Source organism: Bacillus sp. 3103sda1 (assembly GCF_024159135.1).
Taxonomy (GTDB): domain Bacteria; phylum Bacillota; class Bacilli; order Bacillales; family Bacillaceae_G; genus Bacillus_A; species Bacillus_A rhizoplanae.
Window position 1 is genome coordinate 2681085 of record NZ_JAMYWS010000001.1, and the last position, 12838, is coordinate 2693922.

Here is a 12838-nt window from a genome sequence, read left to right on the forward strand (position 1 = left end):
AATAAATAAAAGGGGGAAATCCCCCTTTATATCCCTATTTAAAGTTCATTCTCTCAAATGGTAACTCATATTGTGTTTGTTTAAATGAGATGCCTTTTAAGTTTTTAGGAGCGACTACAGTGACACGACCATATGAAATTGGAATAAAGACTGCTTCCTCATGAACAATTTTTAAAATTTCAGCATACAATGATTTTCGTGCTTCCTCATTAGTTGATACCATAACCTCAGCAATTTTACTGTAAAGCTCGTCTGCTTTTGCAATACCACTTGTAGTATGCAAATAAGAAGCATTGGAGGTAAAACCAGCTATTGTACTTTGTGGATCATATGCTAGTCCCCATGTTTGATTGAATAATAAGTCATAGTCCCCAGTTGATCTTCTATTAGCGATTGAAGTTGATTGTTCACCAATAATTTTTAATTGAATACCTATACTTTTTAACGAACTTTGAATAAATTCAGCCTCTGCTTTTTGAGAAGGAGAATTATTATCATAATAAAGATTCATTGCTAGTTTATTGCCATCTTTAGTTCTAACAACAGCATCACCTTGCAATACCCATCCTGCTTCTTTTAAAATATCTTTTGCTTTTTCTAAATCATAGCCTCGTTTCTTCAATGGAACGTCCGCATAATTAACATTAGAAGAAAACAGTGTATTAGCTACTGTTTCGGTATCGTTTAAAATATCCTTAGTAATTGTTTCTCTATCAATAGCGTACCAAATGGCCTCGCGAACGGCTTTTTCACTTACTGGATTATCAGTTTTACTACTATTAGCCACAATCATTTTCGTATTCATCGCTTCACTTCTAGCAATTTGATAGTTACCTGAATCAATCAATTGATTCATTGCCTCGACATCAATACTGTCTGCACCTCTATCATCTGTGAAAGCAAAATTAACTTCTCCTTTTTGTAATGCTAAAAATGTTGTTTCCCCTGCTGGCAGAACTTTAGAAGTAATCTTCTTGATTTTAGGTGAGCCACCCCAATAGTTTTCATTTGCTTTAAAAGTTGCGGATTCATCAATTTTATGTTCATCGAGAATATATGGACCTGTACCGTTGTAGCCATTTACACCACCTTTTGTTCCCCCATTAACAAAATTTTTAGGTGATATAAATACATAAGGTCTAGTCATAGATAATTCAACTAGAGTTGGATAATATGCTTCTGATAGCACCAATTCAACTGTATATTCATCTACCACATTACAAGCTACTATTTTTGTTGATAATTTAATCCAGGAATGCTTTTGTGCATTATTTTGTACAGCATCAATATTTTTTTTTACTGCTTCTGCGTTAAATGGTTCACCATCATGAAATTTCACATCTTGCCTTAGATGGAAAGTATATATTTTTCCATCTTTTGATATCTCCCATGATTTAGCAAGTAAAGGCTTAATCCCTTCTTTTGTATTTTCAACTAATGATTCATATACCATTCCTTGAGCGGACATTGAACCTGTATACAAATGCGGATTCATATCATTAATATCTTTAGATACTGCATAAGTTAATGTTTTTTTATTACTCGTTGAAGGATCACTCTCCTTCTTCTTGCTATCTGAGCTTTTCAAAATTACAAAGCAGGCAGCTAGAACGCATAAGGCCAAAAAAACTAGAGTCGCTAACTTAAACCTTTTCATCAACAAAGTATTCCTCTCCCTTTAGTCTTCTTAATTTAGATGTAATTTATTGTTGCTGTTTAACTATGATTAACGTTCCAAACCTATTGATTAGAATACCATATAAACCGAAATCATTACGATTTATATGGTATATTAGTCTATTTTATTTAAGATAAAGATTATTCCACCATCTTCTCTCCAATACTTTTTTCTATTTCACTACAAATCATATTCAAATCTTCATCGAAACTTTGAATAAAATATGCGTTAGATAATAATTCTCCTTTATAGGATTGGGCAACTTTTTCAATTTTACTCTCGTATGTTTTAATGAATTTATCTATTGTTGGACAATTTAAACCTAAATATTTTGCAATTCCTTGTATTATTTTGATACGATAATAGTCTTCCTTAGGCATTCTCGGGATATCCCAATATCCTTCTCTGTTGACAAACATTTTTCTAATTGGAACAGCTGAAAAATCAAAATATTTTCCATCCTTATCTGGTTCTGAAAAAGGATCAATTAATAGTGAGGTATAACGAATATACAATAAATATTCTTGATGGATACTTTCTAAATGATTAAAGTTTTCTATATCTTGCCGAGATAGACTTTCCAATCTTACTGGATAATTGTCATCTGTCATAAATTTCAACAAATTAAGTCTTTTAATCTTCATTTTTTCTACAATACTCATAATTTCTTTCCATTGGGCTAGCATATCATGTATTAAATATTGTGTAATTGGACCCTCAGGATAAATTTTATACACAAATTTTTTGGTATCTATATCCTCAAATATTGCACTTAGCGAAAAATCATTCATAAATAATGGTGGGTGGACATACAAAGAAATATTTCTTGTTTCTGCCTCAATTGGAGATTTCATGATTTCTAGAGTAATTCCTAATTGTTCATATGCTTTACAGAGTATATCGATATTTTTTGATGGATAATCCGTCGACCCTATATAGATTTTTTTCTTAACCGCTGTTGTCAAAACATGATTAGAAGGGCTGTCGTGCATCCATCGTGTATCCCCATAATATGTAGAAAAACTAATAATTTCCGCTTCTGGATTAATACTATACATATAATTACTTATTAAGCTGTTTGAACCAAAAGTCGGAGAAATTAAAACAATACACCTTACTTGTTTCAAAAGCTCTATATCAATCTGCTTTATTACTTCAATATATGCATCCGTTGTTACAGAGAGAATAATGGTATCCCAATTACCTTTAATTGTTTCATACCCTTTAAAAACTTGATCAACGAAGTATTCACCTTCCATATTTCGATGTTTTTCATTTTGAATACTTACACGAACTAGATGATTACTTTGCTTAAAAGTTGAAAAAAAGTTCTCTGAACGAGCAGATTCTCTTCCAGCAATCCCCACGTCACTATTCAATTGTTTTTTAAAATTTACAGCAAGTTGGATAGATGTAGGGCCAGTTCCTAATACTAAGACACGCTTAAAAGTACTCATAAAATCCTCCCTTTCTCATAAGTAAACAGGTTATACTTTTTGATACAACTCAATATCAAACACATCATCTGGACGCAATATGTCATCAACTTTATTCCATTTTTGTTTATCAACTTCCCTCGAAGGATAATTAAATAGCGACTTTAACTGATCACCATATCTTATAGCTACGACTACATTTTCATTTGTTAATGTATGTAATTGTTCTAGTATGTTATATTTATCTTTAACGGTCGAACTAAAAATGATATGAGTCGCGTCTTTTGTAAAATCAAGATTTTCTACTGGTACTCTCTCTAATCTAATATTTAATCCTGCACCTAGTCTTTCTACAACGTTTAATCCAAGTTCGATAGCTGCATCATCAATATCTATGCCAACAACCTCTGCTCCAGTTCGCTTAGCAATTAATATTGGTGTCATTGGAAATGAACCTGACCCTACTAGTAATACTTTTGAATCAGAAGTAATTTGAAAACTCCCAAATTCTTTTTCAATACATAATTCGATATTCTTAAAGTAATCTGTTATTTCAGCAACTCCAGTTAGAAGCTTCAATGCACGATATTTTTCCATAATAGCTACACAAAACGCTGACTTTTCTCTTAAAGAAACCGCAAGTTGCTTCAAATCATAGTGTTCTTGTTGCTGCAATTTCCCCCATATTTCTTTGTTCCTCGTGTTTATAATGAAGTTTGAGTATTCATCTATTAATGTCTCTAACTCCAAACAATTATTGATAGTGTGATCATAGCTTCCTATCAAAGCATTAAATTTCTCTCGATAATTACTCAAACATTTCAAAAAATTTTCTAAGTCATTCATTCATTTTCTCTCCAATACAATGTAATAGTTAAACAGTTATAAAAGCTTTTCCTTGTGCTACTATCCCAACACCTCCTTCAATTTTAAGACTTGTTAACTCTTCTTCATGACATTTGGCAAAAACAGTAATAGTTCCACCAGGTTGTCTTACATGTGCAACAACCTCCTTTTGATTTTTCCAAGCCAAATAAGCTCCTAAAGAGGCAGTACCTGAACCGCATCCCCGTTCCCATACCATACTATCAAGCTGTGGAACATAGATAAGTGGAACCAATTCATTAGAATTTGATTTATACAATAGGATACCTATCAATTTAGTGTCTAGGGTTAATGCCAGTGATTTTGCTAATGTTTGGGCTTTTTTTCTCACTGCTTCATTAATAGCCTCTACTTCTATCACAATATGAATAGACTCATGATAATTCACTATAACAATGTCCAAATCATTTCCTTCATACTTTATAGTTTTCTGTTCTATCTCTTTAGGGATAGGCATAGTAACTTGGCAATAATATTCCTCTAGCTCTCTCCTCACTTGACACACTATGAGTTCGTCTGTTCCCGAAACTTCTAATAATATTTCTGTTAAATCATTATGTTGAAGTCCTTTTTTATTAGCAATAAAAGTTGCTAGTGCCATACAAGCGTTACCACAAAACTCACCTCCAGCCATTTGAAGATGTGCGTCGGCTTCATACTTTGTAGATTCTTCTATAAATCCTACTTGTTCTGCATACACGCTGTCATACGACATGATTTTTGTTGCAATCGTCTTATGCTCTTTAACTGGATGATTAGTCTTAACGAGAATCGTCATATTTTGAGTTGGATTAAATTTTATAAACTCTATTTCCTGTATCATCACAACTATCCTTTACACTGTTTTTTATTTACATTTTATTTTTTTCACAAAAACCTAAATAGTAACGATTACGATTTAGGTTTTATGGGATAGATTATATCATAATGTTTGATGGCGTCAATACACATTCTAGCCTTTTTAACCTTCTTCTTTTTTACTTAGAAGTAGTACTTTATATCCATCAACTTAAAAATTGATATACTAGGGGTCCCGCCACATCACCATCAAGCTAAGAAAATACAACTACCCCCAGAACGAAAAATTGTGCTTACTTGTAATAAAAATCTCATTTTTTCGTTTTGGGGTGTTATAAAATCTTTAAGTTGATGGGCATAGGGTGGGACCCCAAACAGTACGATTTTATTTCAAAGACACAACGATCTTACTACACACTTTTTATTTATCCCACACTCTCATCTGCTAGTATTACTATTTTTTATTACTAATGTTGCCGTTTCACTCGGATGGCTAAGAGGAAAATGATGGCCATATGGAACAAAATCAACCTTACCAAGATGCGATGGAGCAGAATAGCCTCTGTCATAATCCCCCCAAATAATGTGAAGATTATACTTTGTTACTTCATTGAAATCACCTTGATCGTTTTTCAGTAGTAAACTGTTAAGCTGAACCGTAGTATTTAAAATTCTAGGAGAAGTAAAACTGTTACTTATTTTTTCAATATAATGTTCAGGGATGCTCTCCGTACTTTCAAACAAACCATTACTTAATAAATAACGCCCTATCAAATTAGTAGTTGCCAATTTTAATGTCCATTTGTTCATAAATTGAGGAACATTTAGCGATTTAGCATTTTTTTTAGCAACAGGTGGCTGAAGTAAAGTGATTGAATACTTCTTATCTATGTACTCTTGTACCAATGCTTCCAGAAGAATAAACGCACCGAATGAATGGCCAATTAGATGTGCACCATTAGTAGCTTTCTCCAATAACTTTTTCACTACATTCAAATAGATATCTAGAAGATTTTTCTCTCGTTTAAAAGGAGAACGTCCCAAACCTGGAAGATCCAAGATCCATACAGGTTGACCAGTTTTTTCATGAAGCTCTTGTGCTAAAGGAAATAAATCCTCTCCATCACTCAATAAACCATGTAATAAAATAAACGGTTTACCCTCTCCTTGTAATTGGTAAAGGGTAGTGTTATCGCATAATGTTCGTTTAAATAAATGATTATGCTGGCCATTTTGATACATCATTCGATAATCCAGATCAGCTACTACGGCAGGGAAAAATTTCATTACACTCGTCTTCTTAAACCAATCTCCTCCCATAATTTTTTTCGCTGAAACATTTGAAAATTTTCGTTTTGTAATAAAATTCAGTCCATCAGAAGGAATTTTTGTTATTTTACTTACTCCACTATTCATAATTGCTTTCATAAGTGGCATTGGGACAGAGATTTTTGGTGCCCTCATATTCATACTTTCCGACATAATACTTAATAATTCAGCAATGTTCTGATCGTGCTGTTTGTCTTCAACAAGTGTATATGTTTGAATAGTCGGTTGCTCCAATCTGAAAACCTGCACAATAAACTTCGCAAGCTCATCGTTTGAAATAAGTGGTAACCTATATCCCTTACCTCCAGGAATCACTGGCATGAGCCCTCTTCGCATACTCATCACAAGCAAACCTAATCCTGCTATCTGCTCTGTACTCCCTGTTTTACTACTACCGACTACAGTTGGCGGATTAATTACAGAAAGCGGATAACCTACTGCTGATGCCTGGTGACGGATATAAAGATCTGCTAAAAATTTTGTTCTCTCATATGGATTTTTTATTTTCAAATAATTGTTTCCTTCTTTAAACACATCAATTGCAATCTTGCTATTTTTATCATCAAAGGGACTCATATAACCTACAACATGAATAAATTGTTGCAAGCCCTTCAATTGATGAATACTTTTAGCTAATTCACTAATATGTTTGGCGCCATTTAAAAATACGGAAGCTGCCTCTTTACTTGTCACTTGAATATCCATGGGGCCTCCTGCGTGAATAATCACATCCGTTTTCAATATCCTCTCCTTATCTTCAGCACTTAGACCTAAATCTATTTTCGTCAAATCACCTTCAATAAAGTGCATAACTGCCTTTTTTAAGATGCCTCTTTCTTGAAAAATGCGTGTTGCTTTACTTTTCGACCTCACTAAAAGAAGAATTTTAACATCCTCTTTGGCTAATTCTTTCACTAATTGCTTTCCAATAAAGCCTGTTCCACCAATTAAAAATACTGTTCTCATATAAAATCTCCTTTTTAGTACTATTTAGTACTAATTTGATGTAAAAAAAAAGCTTCTTTTATCGAAGCAAGTTAAAAAAATGATCTGCTGTTTTCGTGATTACAGTTGCATCCTTCAATGTTTCTGAAATAAATAACGCTCCTTCAAGATTTGTAATAAAAAGTGATGCAACCTCATCAATATTAATCGTATTTCTGAATTCCCCATTCTCTACCCCTTGTTTAAGTAATAGAGAAACTTTCTTTTGTAATTCTGTAAAAAAAAGACCTATTTTTTCTTTTATTTGCGTGGCCTGTGTAGGACTTTGAATATAAAGAGTAATAAATGGACAGCTCCCCTTATACTCTCTCGACTGAACTCCTTGTGATAATTGCTTTAAAAACAGTTGGATACGATCTTCAACTAAAAATTGGTTCTGAGAAAGTACGTCATCAATTGCAGATTGATACATTTCAATCCAATAATCAACGACCCCTTCTAATAATTCTTCCTTATTAGAAAAGTGATAATACACATTAGACTTTGAAACTTTGCTTACACGTACTAATTCATCCATACTTGTATAAGCAAACCCTTTTTCTAAAAATAATGTTGCAGCTACTTCAATCACACGTTTTTGATTCATTAATTTTACCTTTGTCATAACTAGAACTATATAGTACTAATTTAAATATTGCAAGTATTTATGTTAATTTAGAAAAAAGTTTGATTAAAAAAGTTCCACTAACATTGATTTTACTGCAAAAAAATCTTATTTTGAATAAAGTTGAACTGAACCCCGAAATTGTTAATTCCCTATCGTCTAATAGGGGTCACCATACATGCCCATCAACTTAATAAAAAGAAATGCCCCCAAAACGAAAAAATGAGCGGCTTCTCAGAATAACTATCTGTAGAGAAAGAAAATTTTAATTTAGGGGGATATGAAAATATTAGCTTGATGGTGATGCGGCAGTACCCCTATATAACTTATCTACTTAATAGTCTAAATTCCCTATGATTACCAAAAACTCCTCCCTGTTCTTTTGCCACGTTAGCTTAATACATTTTTTCATATTCTTCACGATCAATTAAATATGGTATTCAACAATATGGCCCTTTAATGGAATACCTGTTGGATTAGAATAAAGTTTGATTATTTTTCTATTCCTCTGGTTGAACAAACGCGCCGTTAGAGCGAAAAAGGTCGCTTAATTACAAGCTCCTTTAGACGAATTTACTAACTCAATCAATTCCTTTAAAAGAATAATCTCTTACCACCTTACAAATCTGCACGTTATATTGGCTGTACCACGTTTCTTTTCCATTTTGTTGTGCTACTTGATGAGTCGTATTAGCTTTCCATTTTGAATTGCTTCTAAGGATTCCCAATAAGAAATTGTAATACTATACTCTTCGTATCTCTTACGCTCTCAATCCTAATAAATCCAGGTTGTGTTTTTACTAGTTCTACCAAGTTGTCTGACATACTTTCATATCTTTCTGAATTGTGCTCTGTTCTTTGAGAAGTAAATATAGCTGCATAATAGGTATTCATTGTGTTACCACCTTAAAAGAATTGTGTCTTTATTAAGAATTGAAAACCATGAGTGATTTCAATAGCAGCTGTCTCCATGGGAGGAAAGACTTCAATAACGATGTGGGAAACTAAGACATCAATGTTGTAGTCATTATTTTTAGGAAAAAACAGTCTAGAGTTCCCTTTTTTGTAGGAAGCTCGAGCATTCAACCCACTGATAAAGGGAAACCCAAAGGGCATACTAAGATTATATTTAAATTGGGAGGATATAAATTTGAGTACAATAGAAAATGCATTATCTATCTTCGCCTTAGGCGGCTTAAATGAAATCGGGAAAAATATGTATGCAATCGAATATTCAAACGATATCGTGATTATCGACTGTGGCAATAAGTTTCCAGATGAAAGTTTATTAGGAATTGATTTGATTATCCCTGATATAGCTTACTTAGTAGAAAATAAAGATAAAGTCAGGGCTTTAATTGTCACACATGGACATGAAGATCATATCGGGGGGATCCCGTTCTTCTTAAAAAAATTGAATGTACCCGTTTATGCCACACGCTTCACACTAGGATTAATTGAAATCAAATTAAAAGAACATAAACTTCTAGGAGAAAGTGAACTTATTGAAATCAACTCAAACTCAAACTTGACAATCGGAGAAATAAGTGTAAGTTTTTTCAAAGTGACCCATAGTATTCCTGATTGCTTGGGAATAGTCTTTCACACACCAGAGGGTAAGATTGTACATACGGGGGACTTCAAGTTCGATTTAACCCCTGCGAATAATGAGAATTCGGATATTCATAAAATGGCTGCAATCGGCAAAGAAGGGGTCTTGCTTCTATTATCTGAGAGTACCAATGCAGAGCGTCCTGGTTTGACCCCATCGGAACAAATGGTAGGTGAACATGTGGAAGCAGCTTTCATGAAAGCCGAACGCAAAGTTATTCTTTCTACCTTTGCTTCAAATATTAGTCGCGTTCAGCAAGTCGTGAATGCAGCGCAAAAAACAAATCGAAAACTTGCGTTGCTTGGACGAAGTATGGTTAATGTTATAGCGGTTGCTATGGAACGTGGTTATTTAACAGTTCCAGATGGAATGTTAATTGACCCACATGAAATCAATGAAATGGCTCCTGAAAGGGTGGCCATTTTATGCACGGGGAGTCAAGGAGAACCATTGGCTGCTCTTGCTCGCCTGTCCACTGGAAACTTTCGTGGTGTCGACATTTTACCTGAAGATACGGTTATCTTTGCAGCAGGTCCAATACCCGGGAATGAACGAAATATCACGAGTATCGTAGACAACTTATTTGCACTTGGAGCCAAAGTGATTTATGGATCAGGAAGTACATCCGGAATGCATGTTTCTGGTCATGGTTATCAAGAAGATTTAAAACTAATGCTTACATTAATGAAACCAAAATATTTTATTCCCATTCACGGTGAATTTAGAATGCTACACCATCACCGTTTGTTAGGTGAATCTGTTGGAGTAGAGCAAGGAAACACGTTTATCATCAATAATGGCGATGTCGTCGATATTGAACATACCATTGCCCGTCAGACCCGGAAAATACCGGTGGGGAATACCTACGTAGACGGGGGGGATGTCGATAATATTGGGGAAATTGTGTTACGAGACCGCAAACAACTTTCGGAGGATGGGATGCTCATGATTGTTTTAACTATGAGCAAAGCGGAAGGAAAACTGATTTCTGAACCCGATACCCTTTCTCGTGGATTTGTTGATAGAGATTTCTCAGAACTCCGAAGAGACGTTAATCGCCTTACTATAAAAACTGTTAACGAGCTACAAGAAGCAAATAGAAACCAATGGAATGTAATGAAAAAACAAATAAAAAAATCAATACGACAATATGTATATAGACATACTAAGAAAAAGCCAATGATTGTTCCTATACTTATTGAAATTTAATAGGGGAGAAGTTTTAAAAAAAATGAATTAATTGATCTTCAACAATTGGGCGCTTTAATTGAGCAAGGATAACAAAAATAATCAAACTTTTTTATAAAAGGATGATTCAATAAAATATATTAAGAGCGTGTTTTGATCAATCTTTTTTCAAAACACGCTCTTTCTTTTTGCTTGTTTATCAAGGTTATTAGTATTAATTTGATCAATCCTTATTCTAAAGCTACACATAAAGCCAAATTTTCAAATAGGGTGTTTTTGCACATCCCGCGAAATAGGGGAATAACACTCTAACATGTTTCCCTAAAGCGGTCGCCATCTCTTTCACTGTATATACTTTCATCTAAACCCTCATATTAGACTGAAAATTCAAAAATAATATATATTCTTATTATAACTAAAGTAATTGTTGCTGTAAATGCGCTTTTCATGAGGATGTGTTGTTGTTGTAAATGAGGTCATGCAGAGGTCTGTAAAATTAAAAAAGCACACCACTTTCATTAAGTGATGTACCAATACTTATATAATGTGTAACATTATATAAGTTCTTTACTTTTAGTAAGGAAAGAAAACTATTAATCATTCTTTATTTTACAGAGTAGTTTAGGATGTTTTTGTTTTCAGTTTTCTTCTGTCCATTTTTTCAATCGGTGTATTTCTTCGCTAGAACTTATTTTCCGCCCATAACGTACCTGCTCGTAAATAGATATAATTTCATCGCCTCTCTTTATACGAGATAACCATCGTTGAATCGTTTCAAACGGACGCCTCTTCTCATATTGCGGCAACGTCTTCTCCCACTCAATTAAGAAGACTCGTATTTCCTCTTCTGGAAGAATTGTAAATTTTTCTACATTGTCACAACTTTCCTTTTCATTTTCTATACACTTTATATCCTTTTTCATCAAAAGGCTTAAAGTTTTCCTTTTTTTCGTTTTACGACGTACAAAATAGGTAACAACAATACTGCCTAAAGCAAGTCCACCGATTGTACTATACCCGACTGAGCTCTTCTCAAATACCCCTTTCAGACCTCTTATTTTCCCAAAATTCCAATCCGTAGTTATTCCTTTCACTTCTTTTTCGTCCATCTCTTTAATCTCTCTTCCTGGTTCTTTCGTAAAATAAATCGAACTTCTTTCCTCTTCATCATCCATTTTTTTCTTTGGATGAATGAACTTTTCTTGCATAATCACAGCCCCTTGTGATAATACAGCTGCTATGACGAAAAAACTAAGACAAATCATGATACGAACCATATAAATACGATTCTTTTGTAAAAACGACATATGACCTCCTCCCTCACTTCACCACTTGCAGCCATCCAGCTTGTTTTTCAGGTGGATTCCCAATAATAATCGGAATAGCTCCAACTTCTTGCTGACGGAAACCTGTCTGATAGAAATAGGAAGAAGATAGCGGAACATCTCGATCTGTTAAAGATGATAATAATTGTAATGTCTTGTGTAGTTGTTTGCGGTATTTACCAGCCGTTATATGGATAATCCCGTTTTCACACATACTATTCACCCATAGCTCAAATGAACAATCTTGCGCTAATAGTTGCCGACAAACACCCGCTGTTACTTCAATTAAATACTCTATATCTGGACACAATGTATAACCTGTCGAACCTAATACGTTTAAATATACTGCGTATCGATCACCTTGCGTATATTCGTATTTTTTTGCACTTAATACACCTGTTTTCGCAGTTGCTCCCCAATGTATCGAACGAAACGACTCTTGTTCATATGCTTTGACTCCAATAATTTTCGTTTCATCATAAAGAGGAGATACAGCCGCAGTTCGAAATCCATGCTTCCAGCTGTTTGTTTCTGGAATATTTACTTTGGCAATGCAAGGATATATACGGAAACACGGAATATGTTGTTTACTTATCGGTATGTGAATTGTAATAAACCGAAATGGATCAGACAAAATAATTTCTGCTTCTTGCCAGCTCTGTAATCCTCTTTGCTGTGCTAATACATGCAAATCTATTTCTAACGTTTCCTGTTTTTCAGATGCAAAGGAATGCGATAAGAATGAACCGATTGTTCTAATTCTCCTTCTGACAATACCCATTTCATATGTTCATCTGAGCGAAAACGAAATGCAACTTCAAAAATTGGCAGTTTTGTTGGATTTATAATACGTACACGACAATGCCCAGTCTCATCAATAAAGAGACGTTCATGTTGTTGTGTTATTTCACAATATATTTGTGAAGCCTTACGAACATACCAATGAGCAAAACTTACCATCAGCAAATAAAAAAAAGC

9 protein-coding genes and 1 pseudogene are annotated in these 12838 nt (G+C 34.0%); 1 reads left to right on the top strand and 9 read right to left on the bottom strand.

The window, feature by feature from the left end:
• Positions 1-34: 34 nt before the first annotated feature.
• The 7 genes and pseudogenes from cntA to NKR74_RS13340 all read right to left on the bottom strand — a co-directional run bounded on the left by cntA (position 35) and on the right by NKR74_RS13340 (position 8629).
• Positions 35-1657: a staphylopine-dependent metal ABC transporter substrate-binding lipoprotein gene (gene cntA, locus NKR74_RS13310; protein WP_301287697.1), complete on the bottom strand. Its 1623-nt coding sequence runs from the start codon at positions 1655-1657 to the stop codon at positions 35-37.
• A gap of 161 nt (positions 1658-1818) precedes the next feature.
• Positions 1819-3135, bottom strand: a complete 1317-nt coding sequence (locus NKR74_RS13315) for an opine metallophore biosynthesis dehydrogenase (RefSeq protein ID WP_253629870.1) — start codon at positions 3133-3135, stop codon at positions 1819-1821.
• 30 nt (positions 3136-3165) lie between these two features.
• Positions 3166-3960 carry a class I SAM-dependent methyltransferase gene (locus NKR74_RS13320; protein WP_253629871.1) on the bottom strand — a complete coding sequence of 265 codons (795 nt, stop codon included), beginning with the start codon at positions 3958-3960 and terminating at the stop codon, positions 3166-3168.
• A gap of 28 nt (positions 3961-3988) precedes the next feature.
• On the bottom strand, positions 3989-4822 hold the full coding sequence (locus tag NKR74_RS13325; protein ID WP_253629872.1) for a histidine racemase CntK family protein: 834 nt from the start codon (positions 4820-4822) through the stop codon (positions 3989-3991).
• A gap of 413 nt (positions 4823-5235) precedes the next feature.
• Positions 5236-7092, bottom strand: coding sequence for an alpha/beta fold hydrolase (locus NKR74_RS13330; RefSeq protein WP_253629873.1), 1857 nt, complete (start codon positions 7090-7092; stop codon positions 5236-5238).
• Between the two features lie 58 nt (positions 7093-7150).
• A complete protein-coding gene (locus NKR74_RS13335; RefSeq protein ID WP_001072294.1) occupies positions 7151-7717 on the bottom strand; it encodes a TetR/AcrR family transcriptional regulator in 567 nt (188 codons plus the stop codon).
• 599 nt (positions 7718-8316) lie between these two features.
• Positions 8317-8629 (bottom strand): annotated as a pseudogene (locus NKR74_RS13340) (antibiotic biosynthesis monooxygenase family protein).
• Positions 8630-8885: 256 nt separating this feature from the next.
• Between NKR74_RS13340 and NKR74_RS13345 the strand changes: the two are divergent.
• Positions 8886-10556, top strand: coding sequence for a ribonuclease J (locus tag NKR74_RS13345; RefSeq protein WP_253629874.1), 1671 nt, complete (start codon positions 8886-8888; stop codon positions 10554-10556).
• Positions 10557-11173: 617 nt separating this feature from the next.
• Here NKR74_RS13345 and NKR74_RS13350 read toward each other — a convergent pair.
• Both NKR74_RS13350 and NKR74_RS13355 read right to left on the bottom strand, forming a co-directional pair.
• Positions 11174-11842, bottom strand: a complete 669-nt coding sequence (locus NKR74_RS13350; protein ID WP_253629875.1) for a hypothetical protein — start codon at positions 11840-11842, stop codon at positions 11174-11176.
• 13 nt (positions 11843-11855) lie between these two features.
• Positions 11856-12641, bottom strand: coding sequence for a DUF58 domain-containing protein (locus NKR74_RS13355; protein WP_375337667.1), 786 nt, complete (start codon positions 12639-12641; stop codon positions 11856-11858).
• Positions 12642-12838: the final 197 nt, after the last annotated feature.

What these genes read in the sequence shown, in the direction of transcription:
- NKR74_RS13325 (WP_253629872.1), bottom strand. Translation starts at nt 4,822, where the DNA reads ATGATACAGGAAATAGAGTTTATAAAATTTAATCCAACTCAAAATATG.
- cntA (WP_301287697.1), bottom strand. Translation starts at nt 1,657, where the DNA reads ATGAAAAGGTTTAAGTTAGCGACTCTAGTTTTTTTGGCCTTATGCGTT.
- NKR74_RS13350 (WP_253629875.1), bottom strand. Translation starts at nt 11,842, where the DNA reads ATGTCGTTTTTACAAAAGAATCGTATTTATATGGTTCGTATCATGATT.
- NKR74_RS13315 (WP_253629870.1), bottom strand. Translation starts at nt 3,135, where the DNA reads ATGAGTACTTTTAAGCGTGTCTTAGTATTAGGAACTGGCCCTACATCT.
- NKR74_RS13335 (WP_001072294.1), bottom strand. Translation starts at nt 7,717, where the DNA reads ATGAATCAAAAACGTGTGATTGAAGTAGCTGCAACATTATTTTTAGAA.
- NKR74_RS13330 (WP_253629873.1), bottom strand. Translation starts at nt 7,092, where the DNA reads ATGAGAACAGTATTTTTAATTGGTGGAACAGGCTTTATTGGAAAGCAA.
- NKR74_RS13355 (WP_375337667.1), bottom strand. Translation starts at nt 12,641, where the DNA reads ATGGGTATTGTCAGAAGGAGAATTAGAACAATCGGTTCATTCTTATCG.
- NKR74_RS13320 (WP_253629871.1), bottom strand. Translation starts at nt 3,960, where the DNA reads ATGAATGACTTAGAAAATTTTTTGAAATGTTTGAGTAATTATCGAGAG.